A 17,634-nucleotide genomic window follows, 5' to 3' on the forward strand; every position below is an offset into this window, starting at 1 on the left:
CCTCCACGGCGGCCCTGTTCTCAGGGCCGTCCGGTTTATTCGAGAAGGAATACGTTATGACCCAGAAATTCGACGTGGTAGTCATCGGTGCCGGCCCTGGTGGCTATGTAGCCGCCATCAAAGCAGCGCAACTCGGTCTGAAGACCGCCTGCATCGAGAAGTACCAGGGCCAGGACGGCAAGGTCGCTCTCGGCGGCACTTGCCTGAACGTCGGTTGCATTCCGTCTAAGGCGCTGCTGGACAGCTCCTGGAAGTACCACGAAGCGAAAGACGGCTTCGCCGTGCATGGTATCGAAGCCAAGGGCGTGACCATCGATGTCCCGGCCATGGTGGCGCGCAAGAACACCATCATCAAGAACCTCACCGGCGGTGTTGCCGGCCTGTTCAAGGCTAATGGCGTGACCCTGCTCGAAGGCCACGGCAAGCTGCTGGCTGGCAAGCAAGTCGAAGTGACCGGCACCGACGGCAAAAGCCAGGTGGTTGAAGCTGCTCACGTGATCATTGCCTCCGGCTCCAAGCCGGTCGAGATCCCGCCGGCTCCGGTCGATCAGGACGTGATCGTCGACTCCACTGGCGCCCTGGAATTCCAGAGCGTACCGAAGAAGCTGGGCGTCATCGGCGCTGGCGTGATCGGTCTGGAGCTGGGCTCGGTATGGGCTCGCCTGGGTGCGGAAGTGACCGTTCTGGAAGCCATGGACAAGTTCCTCGCGGCCGCCGATGAGCAGATCGCCAAGGAAGCCCAGAAGACCCTGACCAAGCAGGGCCTGGACATCCGTCTGGGTGCTCGCGTTACCGGTACCGAGGTCAAGAAGAAGCAGGTTACCGTCACCTTCACTGACGCCAATGGCGAGCAGAAGATTGTGTTCGACAAGCTGATTGTGGCCGTGGGCCGTCGCCCGGTGACCACCGATCTGCTGGCTGCCGACAGCGGCGTGACCCTGGACGAGCGCGGCTACATCTTCGTCAACGACCAGTGCGAAACCAGCGTTCCGGGCGTATACGCCATCGGTGACGTCGTGCGTGGTGCCATGCTCGCGCACAAGGCCTCGGAAGAGGGCGTGATGGTTGCCGAGCGCATCGCTGGCCACAAGGCGCAGATGAACTACGATCTGATCCCGTCCGTGATTTACACCCACCCGGAAATCGCATGGGTCGGCAAGACCGAGCAGCAACTGAAGGCCGAAGGCGTTGCAGTCAACGTCGGTACCTTCCCGTTCGCTGCTAGCGGTCGTGCCATGGCGGCCAACGACACTGGCGGTTTCGTCAAGGTTATTGCTGACGCCAACACCGACCGCGTGCTGGGTGTTCACGTGATCGGCCCAAGCGCTGCCGAGCTGGTACAGCAAGGCGCGATCGGCATGGAATTCGGCACCAGCGCCGAAGACCTGGGCATGATGGTCTTCTCCCACCCGACCCTGTCCGAAGCGCTGCATGAAGCGGCCCTGGCAGTGAACGGCGGCGCGATTCACATCGCCAATCGCAAGAAACGCTAAGCGTTAGTGGCCGACTCGTTCGGCCACTCGAGTTGTTGTAAGCCGCCGTGGTAGGCGGGGCGTCGTGTAATCGCCCCATCGCTACGGCGGTGTTTGCAAGCAGAACCACGTCGCGTGGCCCGCGTCGAGTCCAACTCGCAGCGCAAGCCCCCGACGGACTGCTTCGGCAGTCACAGGTGGCGCGGTATCACAAGTACAGCGCCGAATGCGCAATACCTAAACGAAGACGGTAGACAAGCATGAATCTTCACGAGTATCAGGGTAAGCAGCTGTTCGCTGAATACGGCCTGCCCGTATCCAAGGGTTTCGCGGTAGACACCCCGGAAGAAGCCGCAGAAGCCTGCGAAAAAATCGGCGGCAGCGAGTGGGTCGTCAAAGCTCAGGTCCACGCTGGTGGCCGCGGTAAAGCCGGTGGCGTAAAGCTGGTCAAGAGCAAAGAAGACGCCAAGGCCTTCGCCGCCAACTGGCTGGGCAAGCGTCTGGTGACCTACCAGACTGACGCCAACGGTCAGCCGGTCAGCAAAATCCTGGTCGAATCCTGCACCGACATCGCCAAGGAACTGTACCTGGGCGCTGTAGTGGACCGCTCCAGCCGTCGCATCGTGTTCATGGCTTCCACCGAAGGTGGCGTGGACATCGAGAAAGTGGCCCACGAAACTCCTGAGAAGATCCTCAAGGCCACCGTTGATCCGCTGGTTGGCGCGCAGCCGTTCCAGGGCCGCGAGCTGGCTTTTCAGCTGGGTCTGGAAGGCAAGCAAGTCGCTCAGTTCGCCAAGATCTTCGTAGGTCTGGCCAAGCTGTTCAAGGATCACGATCTGGCTCTGCTGGAAGTCAACCCGCTGGTCATCAAGGCCGACGGCGACCTGCACTGCCTGGACGCGAAGATCAACATCGACGCTAACGCCATGTACCGTCAGCCGAAGCTGAAGACCTTCCACGATCCGTCGCAAGACGATCCTCGTGAAGCCCACGCTGCCAGCTTCGAGCTGAACTACGTGGCCCTGGAAGGCAACATCGGCTGCATGGTCAACGGTGCCGGTCTGGCCATGGGTACCATGGACATCGTCAACCTGCACGGCGGCAAGCCAGCCAACTTCCTCGACGTAGGTGGCGGCGCAACCAAAGAGCGCGTGACCGAAGCCTTCAAGATCATCCTGTCCGACAGCAACGTTGCTGCCGTTCTGGTGAACATCTTCGGCGGTATCGTTCGTTGCGACATGATTGCCGAAGGCATCATCGGCGCAGTGAAAGAAGTCGGCGTTAAAATCCCGGTGGTCGTCCGCCTGGAAGGTAACAACGCTGAGCTGGGCGCCAAGGTCCTGGCTGAAAGCGGCCTGAACATCATCGCGGCAACCAGCCTGACCGACGCTGCTCAGCAAGTCGTCAAAGCTGCGGAGGGCAAGTAATGAGCGTCCTGATCAATAAAGACACCAAAGTCATCTGCCAGGGCTTCACCGGCTCGCAGGGTACTTTCCACTCCGAACAAGCCATCGCCTACGGCACCAAGATGGTTGGCGGCGTGACTCCGGGCAAGGGCGGCACCACTCACCTGGGCCTGCCGGTGTTCAACACCGTGAAAGAAGCCGTTGAAGCCACTGGCGCTGACGCTTCGGTCATCTACGTTCCGGCTCCGTTCTGCAAAGACTCGATCCTGGAAGCTGCATTCGGCGGCATCAAGCTGATCGTCTGCATCACCGAAGGCATTCCTACCCTGGACATGCTGGATGCCAAAGTCATCTGCGACGAGCTGGGCATTACCCTGATCGGCCCGAACTGCCCGGGCGTGATCACTCCCGGCGAGTGCAAGATCGGCATCATGCCGGGTCACATCCACCTGCCAGGCAAAGTCGGCATCGTGTCCCGTTCGGGCACCCTGACCTATGAAGCCGTGAAGCAGACCACCGACGCCGGTTTCGGCCAGTCCACCTGCGTGGGCATCGGCGGCGACCCCATCCCGGGCTCCAACTTCATCGATATCCTGAAGCTGTTCCAGGAAGACCCGAAGACCGAAGCGATCGTCATGATCGGTGAGATCGGCGGTTCGGCTGAAGAAGAAGCGGCTGCCTACATCAAGGCCAACGTCACCAAGCCTGTAGTTTCCTACATCGCTGGTGTGACCGCTCCTCCCGGCAAGCGCATGGGCCACGCTGGCGCCATCATCTCCGGTGGCAAGGGCACTGCAGACGAGAAATTCGCTGCACTGCAGGACGCTGGTGTGAAAACCGTGCGTTCCCTGGCTGACATCGGCAAGGCTCTGGCCGAGCTGACCGGTTGGGAAGTCAAGAAGGCCTAAGCCTTCGCTGACTGCACGCAAAAGGCCACCTTCGGGTGGCCTTTTCTGTTTTTGAGCTGTATTTGCTGGCGTCCTATCCCGCAAGAGGGGTGGAGACGCGAGCCTCAGTTGCCAGCCTCATTCGAACTGGTACTGCATGCCAGCGCCGACATGCCAGGCGCGCTCCGGGCCTGGTTCGTAGTAGCGGCCGTTGCTGTCGCCGACGATCACCGAGCCGATGTATTCGCGATCCAGCAGGTTGTCGATGCGCAGCACCTGGTTGAAGGTCATTGCACCAACTTTCTGTTCGAAGCGTGCCTGCCAGTTGAACAGTGCGTAGCTGGGCGCGGTCTTGGCTGTGTTGCTGTCTTCGACATACAGCTGGCTGCGGTACAGGCCTTCGATGGCGGTGCTGAACCAGTCCAGCGGTTGCCAGGCCAGCTCGCCAAACAGCGTGCGCGCGGGAATGCCTGGCAGGCGATTGCCCGACTCGATCAATCGGCCGTTGCTGGTGAAATTCTTGCTGTAGGTGGCGTCGATCTGCGTATAGGCGAGGTTGGCGCGCAAGGTGTCGCTCAGGCGGCTTTCCAGGGCCAGTTCGACGCCGCGGCGGCTAGTCTGGGCGGCGTTCTGGAAGCGTGATCGGCCGCCGCTGGCTGATTCGACCACCAACTCGTCGTCGGTATCGATCTGAAACAGCGCCACTTGCAGGCTGGTGGCCTCGGCCAGGCGTGCCTTGAGGCCGACTTCTACCTGTTCGCTGGTGGCCGGTTGCAGGTCGAAGCCGAAGCTGTTGTCGGGGCCGGAGTAGGACAACTCGTTCAGCGTCGGCGTCTCCACGCCCTTGCCCCAGCTGGTGTAAACATTCAGTCCTGGCAGCAGGGCGTAACTGGCGCCCAGGGTCGGCGTCAGTTCGCGGTAGGTCACCGAGCCACTATCGTCGCCATTGCTCAGGAAGCGGTCGTCCACGTCAAATTCCACCTGGCTGTGACGCAGGCCGGCCTGCAGCTCTAGCTTGCCCAGTTGCCAAGCGGCCTGGACGTAGGGCGACAGGCTGGTGACCTCGTTGTGCTCGTCGCGGCGCAGGTTGCCTTTTACGCCCAGGGTGCCGCCGGCGAAGTTTTCAAAACCCTGGCGGTCGTCTCGCGAATAGTCGTAATCCAGGCCGGTGGTGACGGTCATCAGGCTGTTGCCCAGGTCGAACGACTGAATCCAGCGGTTGCCGATGCCGTGAAAGCGGCGCTCGAAATCGATAACACCGCCCGAGTGCTTTTGGTCAGGATCTCTTGGTGGCAGTTGGGCGAGTCTTGGAATCGACTGGTACTGAATCACCCGTCGCGTACCGCTATATAGCGTGCTTTGCCAGGTGCCGGCGGCAAAGCTGCGCTCGTAGTTGAGCGCAAACTGACGATGATCGACGGCCTTGCGTGTATCAAACTCCATTGCGCTGGGCGCGGCGCTGCGGCGGTCGCTCTGCACCTGAGCCCAAGTCAGACCTTGCGGGTCTTGCGTGTCGTTCTGATCCAGCTCGCTGAAGCTGAGGCTGAGCTTGCTGACATCGTCCGGATACAGGATCAGCTTGGCGAAGGTCTTGTCGAGGATGGCGCCGCTATGGTCGCGGTAGCCGTCGGTCTCGAAGTGCGAGCGGTTGATGATGAAACCAGCCTTGTCGTTGCCACCTTCGGCTGCGACGCGGGTGCGACTGGTGCCGTAGGCGGCTTGCGAGGTGTCGAGTGACAGCTTGGGTGGACCTTCGCCATCACGCGAGAACAACTGGATGACCCCGCCAGAATTGCTGCCGTAAACGCTGGCGAAGGGGCCGCGCAGCACCTCGATACGTTCCAGGGTGTCGAGGTCGAAGGTCGCGGCCTGGCCTTGACCGTCGGGGTTGGACAGCGGCACACCGTCAGCCAGCAGCTTGATACCGCGAATGCCGAAGGCCGAGCGGGCGCCGAAGCCGCGCGAGGATATCTGCAGGTCCTGCGCATAGTTCTGCCGGTTCTGCACCACCAGCCCCGGCACGCTGCCGAGCGCCTCGGACAGGTTGACGCCTGGTTTGCCGAGGGTGGCCTGTTCGGCATCAATGCGGTTGACGGAGAAGGGCAGTTGCCAGCCACTGGCCTGATAGCGGCTGCCGGTGACCACCAGCGGGTCGGCTTGGTAGGTGGCGTCTTCGGCCTGCGCAGTGAGTGACAAGAATAATGGAGGCAACCAGAAGCAGGGGCTCAGCCGATACATAAGCGAAATGTCTCTCTTGGGGCCGGTAGGCGATCTTGAACGTGTCAGCCAGCAGCGGGCCATAGCTGAACGATCGTCATTAATGAAAATGCTCTACGAAATGTTGCCAGGGGAGGGTTGTCGAACGATTTGGATAGCGCTAACATTCGGCTCAAACAATGAGCGGTACCACCTTGATGGTGCCCATGGAGTTCCCATGCAACAGCAGCCTCCCGCACTGCCTGCCCGTACCACCCTGGTGGTCATGGGGGTCAGTGGCTCCGGCAAGAGCGAGATCAGCCAGGCAGTCGCCACTGCCCTCGGTTGGCGTCATATCGAAGCCGATCATTTCCACCCCCCTGAGAACGTAGAGCGCATGCGCGCGGGCACCCCGCTGAGCGACGAAGACCGTCGCCACTGGCTGGATGCACTGTGCGAGCAGATGCTGGCCGCGCAGGCCGCCGGTGAGTGCTTCGTGCTGGCCTGCTCGGCGCTCAAGCGCGCTTACCGCGAGCGCTTGCGTCAGGCGGTCCCGGGGTTGCAGTTCGTGCACCTGGATATCGATCACGCGACCGCTGTGCAGCGCGTGGGTGCTCGGCCCAGCCATTTCATGCCGACTTCGCTGGTTGACAGCCAGTTCGCCACTCTCGAAAGCCCGGCAGGTGAACCATACGTACGTGTCGTCGATGCGCAGCAGTCGCGACAAGCGTTGGTGGCCGAGATCCAGACCTGGGTACGTCGCGAGGCGGCGGAGGCCGTGTCGAGCCAGGCTCAGGATATGCTCGACAGCGAAATTGATAGCGCTAACCAAGCGGCTCAGCTAGGTGCCGAACCGATTTATGAAGGGCGCATCGCGCGTATGTTCGATCGCCTGACCGATGGAATGATGGCGGTGCTGATGGCCTTCATGGTGGTGGCGGTGTTCACCAACGTGGTGCTGCGCTACGCATTCGGCACGGGTTGGCCTGGCGCAGAAGAGTTGTCGCGGCTGGCCTTCGTCTGGCTGGTATTCGTCGGCGTGGCCTCTGGGATGCGGCGGGGTGAGCTGATGACATTCCGCATGGTTCGCGACCGCTTCCCGTTATTGGCGCAGCGACTGGTGGATTCACTGAGCTGGATTCTCGTGGCAGGAGCGAGCCTGCTCTCGGCCTTGGGCGCCTGGAATCAGGTGCAGTTCGGTTGGGGCAACGTCAGTACGGTGGTTGGTTACCCAGTGGTGCTGGCGATGCTACCGGTGCTGGCGAGCATGCTGGTGCTGGCGATTCTCGCCGTGGTGCAGTTGATCAACCTCTGGCGGCGTACGCCGCAGCCGGCCCTGAGTCAGGCGCACGTCGAATGATGCTGGCTCCATTCCAACAAGACGGGCACTGCCCACCGAGGACCTGCCGATGACTGTCGCGGTATTTCTTTCTTCCCTGCTGGGGTTCATGGCATTCGGCATGCCCATCGCCTTTGCCCTGATCCTTACCGCGGCCGTACTGATGTGGTACCTGGATTTCTGGGACGTGCAGCTGCTGGCGCAGAACCTGCTGGCCGGCGCTGACAGCTTCCCGCTGCTGGCGGTACCTTTCTTCATTCTGGCCGGCGAGCTGATGAACGCCGGCGGCATTTCCCGGCGCATCATCGCCATGGCCCAGGCCTACTTTGGCCACCTGCGCGGAGGCCTCGGTTACGTTGCCATCGCCGCTGCCGTGCTGCTGGCCAGTATGTCCGGTTCGGCATTGGCCGATACTGCGGCGCTGGCCACCTTGCTGTTGCCGATGATGCGCCAGCGCGGTTATCCCGTGCATTCCTCGGCTGGCCTGGTAGCCGCTGGCGGCATCATCGCGCCGATCATTCCGCCGTCGATGCCGTTCGTGATTTACGGTGTGGTCACCAACACCTCCATCAGCCAGCTGTTCATGGCGGGGCTGGTGCCGGGGCTGATCATGGGCGCAGGCCTGATCGTCGCCTGGACGCTGATCGCCCGCGGTTTCACCGAGCCCACGCCGCCCAAGGCCACCGCTGCCGAGCGTCGCCGTGTGCTGGTCGATGGCGCTGCTGCCTTGATGTTGCCGGTGATCATCGTTGGCGGTCTGCGCTTCGGCATCTTCACGCCCACCGAAGCGGCGGTTGTCGCTGCGGTGTATGCCCTGGCCGTTTCCACCTTGCTCTACCGTGAGCTGAGCTGGAGCGACCTGATGGAGACCCTGACCCGCGCCAGCCGCACCACGGCGTCGGTGATGTTCCTCTGTGCTGCGGCCACGGTGTCCGCCTACATGATCACCCTGGCCCAGCTGCCGGACGAGATCGGCGCCATGCTCGGGCCACTGGCTGATCATCCAAGACTGCTGGTACTGGCGATCATGTTGCTGATGATCGCGGTAGGCATGGTGCTCGACCTGACGCCGACCATCCTGATTCTGGCACCGGTACTGGCGCCCATCGCGATCAAGGCCGGTGTCGATCCGGTGTACTTCGGCGTGATGTTCGTACTGATCGGCTCCATCGGCCTGATCACCCCGCCAGTCGGCACGGTACTCAACGTCGTTGGCGGTATCGGCAAGTTGCGTATGGAAGTGCTGGTACGCGGCGTCATGCCGTTCTTCCTGATCTATCTGATCATCGTCGCGCTGCTGGTGGCATTCCCGTCCATCGTCACCGTGCCGTTGGCCTGGTTGCGCTGAGTTGACCCAGCGGCGCTGGCGCGCCGTCATCATTCACAACAATAAGAGGTAGTCCCGATGAAACGTCCACTGCTCGCCATCCTCACTGCTGCCATGCTGTGCAGCCCGCTCGCCAGTTTCACCGCCCATGCCGATGACGTGCGTTCGCGCATGATCCGCTTCGGTTACGGTCTCAACGAGAACAGCAATCAGGGCCGTGCGGCCAAGCTGTTCGCCGAAGAGGTGGCCAAGGCTTCCGACGGCAAACTCAAGGTGCGCACCTTCGGCGCCGCTAGCCTGGGTTCCGATGACCAGATGCAGAGCGCACTGATCGGTGGCGCGCAGGAAATGATGGTCGGTTCGACCGCGACTCTGGTGGGTATCACCAAGGAAATGGCGGTGTGGGACACGCCGTTCCTGTTCAGCAGCGCCGAGCAGGCCGATGCCGTGCTCGACGGCCCGGTGGGCCGCCAGGTCATGGACAAGCTGGAAGAGAAAGGCCTGGTCGGCTTGGTGTACTGGGAAAACGGCTTCCGTAACCTGACCAACAACAGTCGCCCGATCAGCAAGCTGGAGGACTTCTCCGGGGTCAAGTTGCGCGTGATGCCCAACCCGGTGTTTCTCGAGACCTTCAAGCTGATGGGCGCCAACGCGGTGCCACTGCCGTTCTCCGAGCTGTTCACCGCGCTGGAGACCAAGGCCGTCGACGGCCAGGAAAACCCCTTCAACACCATTCTTTCCTCGAAATTCTACGAAGTGCAGAAGTACCTGACCGTGACCAACCACGTGTATAGCCCGTGGATCGTCACCGTGTCCAAGCGCTGGTGGGATGGTCTGTCACAAACCGAGCAGAACATTCTGCTGGAGGCGGCGAAGAAGGCGCGTGACTTCGAGCGTAAGGACACCCGCGAGGAAGCAGCCCGTGCCCTGGCCGAGCTGAAAGACAAGGGTATGCAGATCAACGAAGTGGAAGCGGCGCAAGTGCAGCGCATGCGTGAGCAGGCTGCACCGGCGATCCAGAAGGTCGTCGACACAGTCGGTCAGCAACTGTTCGATCAGGTGCAGACTGAGGCCGAAAAGGCCGCTCTATAAGGGCTTGCCCAGAATTGGCGCGTTCAGTGCGCCGCTGATTTTGGGTGGGTTCGCAGTTTCGCGGGGCACGCAGGTGGTATCGCTCCTTGCATGGTGACGTTACCCCGGGCGGCGTGTCCCGCGCTTTATTCACCGGCGGGGCTGGTAGAATCGCCCACTGGTAAACAATGGAGGCGCTATGACTCAACGCCGTCGCCGGTCCGCCGAACGCGTCACCCTGTCCGATGTGGCCAAGGCAGCAGGCTGTTCGCTGATGTCTGCCTCGCGCGCCCTGTCGCAGCCGGGGCGGGTTTCCGATGCGCTGCGCGAGCAGGTGATGCGCGCGGCCCAGTCGCTGGGCTACGTGCCCAACCCTGCCGCGCGGGCGCTGGCCAGTTCGCGTTCGAACCTGGTGGCGGTGGTGATTCCGTCGCTGTCCAACTCGGTGTTCGTCGATACCGTCGAGGCCATCCAGCGTGTGCTGATGCCTGCCGGCTTCGAGATGATGATTGGCGTCAGCCACTATCGGGTGGAGGAGGACGAGCGTCTGCTGCGCTCCTACCTGGCGCACCAGCCAGCTGGCCTCTTGCTTACGGGGTTCGAGCGCAGCGATGCGGCGCGGGAAATCCTCGGCGTCAGCAGTTGCCCGTTGGTAACGCTGATGGAGCTGAGCGAGGAGCCGGAGGACTACTGCGTCGGTTTCTCTCAGGTAGACGCTGGCGCCGCCATGACCCGTGCCCTGGTGCAGCGTGGTTACCGCCATATCGCCTTCGCCGCGGCGCAGCTCGATCCGCGTACCTTGCAGCGTGCCGAGGGCTATCGCCAGGTGATGCAGTACCTCAATCGCCACGACCCGGCGCTGGAGCTGCTGACACCGCAGTTGTCATCCATCGGCCTGGGCGCCGAACTGCTCGACCGCCTGCTGGCGCAGCAGCCGCAGATCGATGCGGTGTTCTTCAACAACGACGACCTGGCCATGGGTGCGCTGTTCCGCGCCCGGCAACTGGGGTTGGATGTGCCTGGGCGTCTGGCTATCGCCGGCTTCAACGACCTGCCTGCGGCGGCCTGGATGCATCCGGCCTTGAGCACGGTGCGTACCACCCGGGGGCGTATCGGCGAGCTGGCGGCGAACATGCTGTTGGCGCTGATGCGTGGCGAAATGCCGGAACAGCACTGCATTGACGTCGGTTTCGAACTGGTGATGCGCGACAGCGCCTGACGCTACTGCTTCTCGCTGGCGGCTGCCAATTACTCGGCGGCATCCAGGCGCAGGCGTTCACGCTCATCGAAACGTTCGGCGGCCAGTGCCTCGATGGCCGCACGTTTGTCACCCGCGCTGAGGCCTTCGCTGGCATCGATTCGCGCTTTCTCTGCGAGATAGCCATCCAGGCGTTTCTGCCAGTTCTGCCGCTGGCTATCCAGCGCCTCCAGACGCGTGGTGGCTTCGGCGCCGACCAGTTGCTGACGCATCTGGCGGATCTGCGCGGCGCTGGCGCCCTCGGCCTGCAGTCGGGCCGTGTTCTGCCGCAGTTCCTGTTGCAGTTGTGGCAATACGGCATCCTGCAGCTCTTCCGGCAGGGAGGTGCGCAGGCGGTCGACGGCAACGCCTTTTTCCTCTGCGCTCATTTTGCCGTCGTGCTGGATAGCCAGGCGTTCCAGGGTGAAGCGGTTGTAGCTTTCCTCACGGGCGAAGAAGGCCAGGTGTGTCTCGTTGTCGAACAGACGCGCACGCAGCGCTTGTACGGCAGTTTCGCGCTGGCGCATGGCATCCAGGTTGGCCATTTGCGGCAGGTCGCGCTCCAGCATCACTAGCTCGCGCTTGTAGCTCAGGTATTGCTCCAGCAGCGTCTGTGCGCGGGTTCGCGCCGGTTCCTGCAATTGGCTGTCGATGTAGCTGCGCAGGCGTGAAACGCTGGCATCCAGGCTTTCTTCGCCGATGCTGGCAAGGAAGTAATCGAAGATCCGCCGGATATCTTCGCTGATGATCAGGTTGCCGGTGGCATCCACGCGAAAGCGGCCGTCGACTTCGGTGCCTACGAAGGAGCTGGGCAGGGCCAGCTTGCTGATCTTCTTCTGCTTCTGCGCGTCCTCGACGCTCGGGGCCATTGCCTGGGCAGTCGGCTGCGGCGCGGGCGGCCTAGCCGTGGCGGCGGGAGGGGTGAGGTGGGTGGTTTGGTGTCCGGGTTGCAGGTAGAGCATCAACGCCAGGCTGGCGGCGATCAGTAGAGGTAGGATGAACAGGGCTTTCTTCACAGCAGCTTCCAGTAAGGTGTCGGACCGGGATTAGAGCTGATGCCTCGTAGGGTGCGACGTACACACCCTACGAGGCTTGGCTGTTTAGAGCCCGGCGTTCTTCAGGCGGTTGGCGTGCTGGCGGTAGACCGTCACCGGGTCGGTCTCGAACAGGCTGGTCAGGCCCAGGGTCTGGTTGACCTCGTCGAGGTGGTTCATCCGGTAGTTGTCACGAATTACCTGGCCCATGCGCGAGCTGCAGCGGCCGACCAGGCCGTCGTTGGCTTCGTTGCCGAAGGTCAGCGAGGAGGCGCCCATCAGCAGGTCGCTTGGGTCGAGCAGGTTGGTCAGCGGGCTGGTGCCGCTCCAGGAGTAGTAACGCACGCCATTGACGCTGTAGGCGCCTTCGCCGCAGGCGCTGGTGGGAATGCCTTGCGGAAACTTGGCATTGAAGCGCGCTGCGCCCTGGCTGTTGAGCGATTCCAGTGAGCCCAGTGCATTCTGTGGCGTGGTGCTGGAGCTGCTGGAAAGGAAGTTGATCAGCGTCCCCAGGCCGTTGACGATACCCACCAGCAGCGGCGTGGCGACCGGGCCGGCGGGGCCATCGCTGATGCCCTTGAGGAAGTCGGCGGCGGCCGAACCCTTGTGCGGCGCGCCGACGCTGGTAACCGATGCGACCAGGTCCGGGCGTACGGCTGCGACGTAGCGGGTGGTCGGGCCACCGTGGCTGTGGCCGATCAGATTGACCTTGCCCTTGCCGCTGATGGCGACGATATCCTCGACCTGCTGCAGTAATTGCTCGCCGCGTGCTTCGGAGGTGTCCAGCTGGCTGACTTCGGTGACATAGACGCTGGCGCCATCGCGGCGCAGAGCGGCCGGGATACCGTACCAGTAGTCGACGCCGAGGATGCTGTCGAAACCGAGCATGCCGTGCCCGAGGACGATGGGGTATTTGGTCTGGGTATAGCCGGATGAACCGAACCAGAAAGCCTGGGTCTGGCCGCTGGCGAGCAGGCCGGTACCGAGGCAGAGGGCGAGCAGGGTTTTATTGTTTTTCATGGGCGCTCTCGATGGATTTTGTTGAGGCAGTCAGCTGCTTCCAGCAACACAGATCACGCCCATCCCGTGGCGCGTACGGCGCAAGAACGATAGCAGGAAGCATGCCAGCGTCGCTGAATCACAAGCGAGGCCTCTAACTCGGGACTTTTGTTGATATTGGTGCGAACTGGCGGCGATATCGCTGGCTAAGTTCTGTTACGTGTCGACACGCAAGATCATGCGAAAAGCCTCGACTCATCTATTCATCGTGTGATTTTTGAGGCGGTGGCGGGGTGGTTTAGAAGGGGGATAGTGGGCCGATTAGCCACCGCCCAATCGAAGGTTGGGGGTAACGCTGGGTGCGCCTTGACAGTTTGCCGTGGGCTTCTCTAGGATGCGCGCTGCGCCGATTTAAACAGCTACTTGCGGGGCGCCACAGGGTGTTGTCATCAGCGCCTGAAATTCCGCTAAAGCGCTGGTTCGGTGTCGCCTCTCACCGCTGCCCAGCGGGATTCTCGAGGCGGAGACGCGACCATGATCTGTCCCCAACCCCTTATTCGCCTGGCGCCCATCACTTCGGGCCTGCTGCTGCGCAATCCGCGCGTGCTGCTTGGCGGCAGTCACCAACCTACCTTGCTTCGCTATCTCGAAGGCTGGCCCAAGCGCTGGGCCGGGTCACGTGCCTTTCGCATTCAGTTCGTGCAGAACGGTGAGTCGTTGAGTCGCTTCGCGCGGGATAGTTTTGACCTGGCGGTGATCCAGGCGCCGAGCGCCGAGGACCTGGCGCAAACCGTCGGTGAGCTGGTGCGTGTGGCGCGCCAGGGGCTGATCACCCGGCGGTAGTCGGGTTGCGAAGCCGGCCATCTGCGTAGGAGCGAGCCCTGCTCGCGAAGCGCTTCAAGCACCAGTGTTCGCGAGCACCTAGAGGTAATCGATCTCGACTATGTAGCAGGTCTTCTCGCCACTAGGGCTGTGCACGCGAACCTCGGCATCCAGTTCCTTGCCAACCAGGGCGCGGGCCAGTGGCGAGTCGATGCTGATCAGGCCTAGCTTCAAATCCAGTTCGTCGGGACCAACGATACGGTAGCGCGACTGCTCGCCGTCCTCGTCCTCGATGGTGACCCAGGCGCCGAAGTACACCTTGTTCGGATCGGACGGCTTGTCGCTGACGACCTTGAGCTTCTCAAGGCGCTTGGTGAGAAAGCGCACGCGGCTGTCGATCTCGCGCAGCATCTTCTTGCCGTAGGTGTATTCGGCGTTCTCCGAGCGATCGCCCTGGGCCGCGGCCTCGCTGACTGACTGCGTCACCTGTGGCCTGCGCACATGCCACAACTCATGAAGTTCGGCGCGCAGACGCGCTTCGCCTTCGGGCGTGATCAGTGGTGTACCGGCAGGGCGAGGGGGGCGATAGCGGCTCATGGTGTTCAGGATCTGAAGAGGGGCGCCAAGTCTAGCAAACCCCTCTCAGGGTTCTCAGCTTTCACGTAGCACGCTCAGCGGGCTGGCATTGAGTGCGCGCCGGGTGCCGAGAACACCGGCCAGACCGATCAGTAGAGCGCCGATTACAGGCAGCAGAAGCAGCCAGGGGTGCGGTTGCCAGCTCATATCGAAGGCGTAGCGGTAGAGCAGGAAACTCACCAGCTCACAGCCCAGCGCGGCGAGCAGGCCGGCGGCTGCGCCGAGCAGGCCGAACTCGGCACGTCGGGCGCTGATCAGCAACTTGCGCTCGGCGCCCAGAGCACGCAGCAGTGCACCCTGACGAATACGTTCATCCAGGGTCGCCTGCAGTCCGGCCAGGAGCACGGTAATGCCGGCGGCGAGCACGAACAGCAGCACGTACTCAATGGCCAGGGTGACCTGGGCGAGTATGCTGCGCAGCTGTGCAAGCAGGGCATCGACCTGCAGCAAGGTGACGCTGGGGAAAGCGCGGCTGAGCTTGATCAGTTCTGCATCCTGGCCAGGTGGCAGGTAGAAGCTGGTCAGGTAGGTGGCAGGTAGATCCTGCAGGGTCTGCGGCTCGAAGATCATGTAGAAGTTCGGCTGGAAGCTATCCCAGTCCACCTGGCGCAGGCTGCTGACCTGCGCCTCGCGCTCGATGCCGCCGACGTTGAAGCGCAAGCGGTCGCCGAGCTTCAGCTGCAGACTTTCGGCCAGCTCGGCCTCGACGGAGACGCCAGGCAGATCGCTGGTATGCTCGGCCTTCCACCAACTGCCGGCGGTGATCTGGTTGTCAGGCGGCAGCTGCTCCGCCCAGGTCAGGCTCAGGTCGCGTTGGATGGCGCGTTCGCCGCGGCTTTCCTTGGTCACCAGTTGGCGTACTGGTTCGTCGTTGATCATGATCAGGCGACCCGGTACCACCGGATACAGCGGCGCTGGGTGTGGCGACAGTTCGGCCAGGCGCGCGGCGAAGGCATCGCGCTCGGCCGGCAACACGTTGAGCGCGAAGTGGTTGGGCGCATCTTCCGGCAACTGGTCCTGCCAGGTGTCGAGCAGCTCGCCGCGCAGCAGGGCGATCAGCGCCATGGCCAGCAGGATCAGGCCGAAGGCCAGCGATTGCCCTGCTGCGGCGAGCGGGTGGCGCAGCAGTTGGCCGAGGCCCAGGCGCCAGGGCAGGGAGGCACGCTGCAGCAGGCGGCGCAGGCTTTGCAGACCGAGCAGTAGCAGACCGCCGAGCAGCAATGCGGCGAGTAGACCGCCACCCAACAGTGCCAGCGTCAGTTTCAGATCCAGGCTCAGGCGCCACATGATCAGGCCCAGCGCAACCAGCGCCGCGCCATAGACCAGCCAGGAACTGGCCGGTACCGGCAGCATGTCGCGGCGCAGGACGCGTAGCGGCGGCACGCGGCCGAGCGCAGCCAGCGGCGGCAGGGCGAAACCGGCCAGTGCCACCAGCCCGGTGGCCATCCCGGCCAATGCAGGCCACAGATTGGCAGGTGGCAGGTCATCAGGAATCAGGCCACGCAGCAGATAGAACAGCACGTGCTGGCCAGCCCAGCCCAGCAGCGCGCCGATCACGCAGGCAACCAGCCCGAGCAGCGCCAGTTGCAGGCCGAACAGTGCCAGCGCTTCGCGTCGCGACAGCCCGAGGCAGCGCAGCAGGGCGCTGGCGTCGAAGCGCCGTGCGGCGAAGCGTGCCGCCGACAGTGCCACCGCGACGCCGGCGAGCAGCACCGCCGCCAGACTGGCCAGGTTCAGATAGCGTTCGGCACGGCCGAGGGCGCCACCTACCTGGCGATTACCGTCGCGGGCGTCGTCCAGGCGCTGATTGGGCTCCAGACCGGCTTCTACGGCCTGGCGGTAGGCGGCCAGGGCGTCGGCATCGCCGCGCCAGAGTTCGCGGAAGCGCACGCGACTGCCAGGCTGCACCACCTCGGTGGCGGCAAGGTCGTCCAGGTGCATCAGCACGCGCGGCGTCAGGCTGTAGAAATCGCCAGCGGTGTCGGGGTCATAGGTCAGCACTCGGCTCAAGCGCAGGGTCTTGGACCCTATTTCCAGTTCATCGCCAATCTTCAGGTTCAGCGCGACCATCAGGCGTGCTTCGGCCCAGACTTCACCGGGGTGCGGGCTGGAACCCGCTTCCTCTGGTGCGTAGGGTTCGGCTGCGCTCCTCAGTTCACCACGCAGCGGATAAAGGCTATTGGCTGCCTTGACGCTGGCCAACTGAATGCCATCCGCAGCGGCAACCACACTGGAAAACTCCACCGCCTGGGCGTGATCAAGACCCAGCTTGAGTCCTGCGTCTATCTGTTCCTGGCTGGCGGGTGAGCTACCGCTGAGGCGTAGATCCGCGGCGAGAAACTCGCTGGCGCGCAGCAGCATGGCGTCATTCAGGCGTGCGCTGAAATAGCCAATGGCGCTGCTCGCTGCCACCGCGACCAGCAAGGCGAAGAACAGCACCCGCAACTCGCCAGCACGGGCATCGCGTAGCAATTGGCGGGCAGCGAGCGAAAACAGGCGAGTCAAGGGCACGCGCTTCATCAGGGCTCCACGCGGTCGATCAGGTGTCCGGCTTCCAGACGGATCAGGCGCTGGCAGCGGTGCGCCAGGCGCTCGTCATGGGTGACCAGCACCAAGGTGGTGCTGCGTTCCTGGTTGAGCTGAAAGAGCAGGTCGCTGATACGTTCGCCAGTGTGGCTGTCGAGGTTACCAGTGGGTTCGTCGGCGAACAGCACGTCGGGCTCGGCGGCGAAGGCCCGCGCGATGGCCACGCGCTGTTGTTCGCCGCCAGAAAGCTGGCGCGGGTAGTGGGTCAGGCGCTGGCCCAGGCCGACGCGTTCGAGCAGGGCTCGGGCGCGCTGGCGGGCATCGGCGTGACCTTCCAGCTCCAGCGGTAGCATCACGTTTTCCAGCGCGTTGAGGCTGTCGAGCAACTGGAACGACTGGAAGACGAAACCCACGTGCTCGGCGCGCAGGCGTGCACGCTGGTCCTCGTCGAGCTCGCTGAGGTTGTTGCCGGCCAGCAATACGGCGCCGCCGCTGGGCAGGTCGAGGCCAGCCAGCAGGCCGAGCAGGGTGGATTTTCCGGAGCCAGAGCTGCCGACGATGGCCAGGCTATCGCCTTTGTTCAGGTCGAGGTCGAGGTCATGAAGGATTGTCAGCTCGCCTTCCGTGCTGCTGACCACTTTGCTAAGGTTCCGCGCAGCGAGAATGCTCGAAGTCATGGAGA

At 63.1% G+C, this 17,634-nt stretch carries 14 protein-coding genes; 8 read left to right on the forward strand and 6 right to left on the reverse strand.

Features of this window, described 5'->3' with window-relative positions:
• Positions 1-56: 56 nt before the first annotated feature.
• The 3 genes from lpdA to sucD all read left to right on the forward strand — a co-directional run bounded on the left by lpdA (position 57) and on the right by sucD (position 3,786).
• Positions 57-1,493 (forward strand): dihydrolipoyl dehydrogenase, encoded by a 1,437-nt coding sequence (lpdA, locus tag AAEQ75_RS18560; protein ID WP_125873747.1) that lies wholly within the window; start codon positions 57-59, stop codon positions 1,491-1,493.
• A 239-nt stretch (positions 1,494-1,732) separates the two neighbouring features.
• On the forward strand, positions 1,733-2,899 hold the full coding sequence (gene sucC, locus AAEQ75_RS18565; protein WP_125873746.1) for an ADP-forming succinate--CoA ligase subunit beta: 1,167 nt from the start codon (positions 1,733-1,735) through the stop codon (positions 2,897-2,899).
• Complete coding sequence (gene sucD / locus AAEQ75_RS18570; protein WP_059392427.1) at positions 2,899-3,786, forward strand: succinate--CoA ligase subunit alpha; 888 nt, start codon at positions 2,899-2,901, stop codon at positions 3,784-3,786. Before sucC ends, sucD begins: the two co-directional genes overlap by 1 nt.
• 117 nt (positions 3,787-3,903) lie before the next feature.
• On the opposite strand, the gene AAEQ75_RS18575 is transcribed toward sucD, so the two are convergent.
• The gene (locus AAEQ75_RS18575) at positions 3,904-6,003 is read right to left on the reverse strand and encodes a TonB-dependent receptor family protein (RefSeq protein ID WP_343350048.1); all 2,100 of its coding nucleotides are present in this window, start codon (positions 6,001-6,003) and stop codon (positions 3,904-3,906) included.
• A gap of 196 nt (positions 6,004-6,199) precedes the next feature.
• Between AAEQ75_RS18575 and AAEQ75_RS18580 the strand changes: the two genes are divergently transcribed.
• The 4 genes from AAEQ75_RS18580 (at position 6,200) to AAEQ75_RS18595 (ending at position 10,917) form a co-directional block, all read left to right on the forward strand.
• Positions 6,200-7,321 (forward strand): gluconokinase, GntK/IdnK-type, encoded by a 1,122-nt coding sequence (locus AAEQ75_RS18580; RefSeq protein WP_343350049.1) that lies wholly within the window; start codon positions 6,200-6,202, stop codon positions 7,319-7,321.
• Between the two features lie 49 nt (positions 7,322-7,370).
• A complete protein-coding gene (locus tag AAEQ75_RS18585) occupies positions 7,371-8,648 on the forward strand; it encodes a TRAP transporter large permease (RefSeq protein WP_343350050.1) in 1,278 nt (425 codons plus the stop codon).
• 57 nt (positions 8,649-8,705) lie between these two features.
• Positions 8,706-9,719: a TRAP transporter substrate-binding protein gene (locus AAEQ75_RS18590; protein WP_343350051.1), complete on the forward strand. Its 1,014-nt coding sequence runs from the start codon at positions 8,706-8,708 to the stop codon at positions 9,717-9,719.
• 178 nt (positions 9,720-9,897) lie between these two features.
• Positions 9,898-10,917, forward strand: coding sequence for a LacI family DNA-binding transcriptional regulator (locus AAEQ75_RS18595; protein ID WP_343350053.1), 1,020 nt, complete (start codon positions 9,898-9,900; stop codon positions 10,915-10,917).
• Between the two features lie 29 nt (positions 10,918-10,946).
• Here AAEQ75_RS18595 and AAEQ75_RS18600 read toward each other — a convergent pair whose 3' ends face one another.
• Both AAEQ75_RS18600 and AAEQ75_RS18605 read right to left on the reverse strand, forming a co-directional pair.
• A complete protein-coding gene (locus AAEQ75_RS18600; RefSeq protein WP_343350054.1) occupies positions 10,947-11,951 on the reverse strand; it encodes a lipase secretion chaperone in 1,005 nt (334 codons plus the stop codon).
• Between the two features lie 84 nt (positions 11,952-12,035).
• On the reverse strand, positions 12,036-12,989 hold the full coding sequence (locus tag AAEQ75_RS18605; protein WP_343350056.1) for a triacylglycerol lipase: 954 nt from the start codon (positions 12,987-12,989) through the stop codon (positions 12,036-12,038).
• Between the two features lie 513 nt (positions 12,990-13,502).
• Here AAEQ75_RS18605 and AAEQ75_RS18610 point away from each other — a divergent pair.
• The gene (locus AAEQ75_RS18610) at positions 13,503-13,811 is read left to right on the forward strand and encodes a hypothetical protein (protein WP_017676783.1); all 309 of its coding nucleotides are present in this window, start codon (positions 13,503-13,505) and stop codon (positions 13,809-13,811) included.
• A gap of 78 nt (positions 13,812-13,889) precedes the next feature.
• On the opposite strand, the gene greB is transcribed toward AAEQ75_RS18610, so the two are convergent.
• The 3 genes from greB to AAEQ75_RS18625 are packed head-to-tail and all read right to left on the reverse strand — an operon-like array spanning position 13,890 to position 17,629.
• Positions 13,890-14,387 carry a transcription elongation factor GreB gene (gene greB, locus AAEQ75_RS18615; RefSeq protein WP_343350057.1) on the reverse strand — a complete coding sequence of 166 codons (498 nt, stop codon included), beginning with the start codon at positions 14,385-14,387 and terminating at the stop codon, positions 13,890-13,892.
• Between the two features lie 54 nt (positions 14,388-14,441).
• Positions 14,442-16,946: an ABC transporter permease gene (locus AAEQ75_RS18620; protein ID WP_343350058.1), complete on the reverse strand. Its 2,505-nt coding sequence runs from the start codon at positions 16,944-16,946 to the stop codon at positions 14,442-14,444.
• Positions 16,946-17,629: an ABC transporter ATP-binding protein gene (locus tag AAEQ75_RS18625; RefSeq protein WP_143507507.1), complete on the reverse strand. Its 684-nt coding sequence runs from the start codon at positions 17,627-17,629 to the stop codon at positions 16,946-16,948. Before AAEQ75_RS18625 ends, AAEQ75_RS18620 begins: the two co-directional genes overlap by 1 nt.
• Positions 17,630-17,634: the final 5 nt, after the last annotated feature.

The sequence above is a fragment of the Pseudomonas sediminis genome (assembly GCF_039555755.1).
Lineage (GTDB): Bacteria > Pseudomonadota > Gammaproteobacteria > Pseudomonadales > Pseudomonadaceae > Aquipseudomonas > Aquipseudomonas mendocina_D.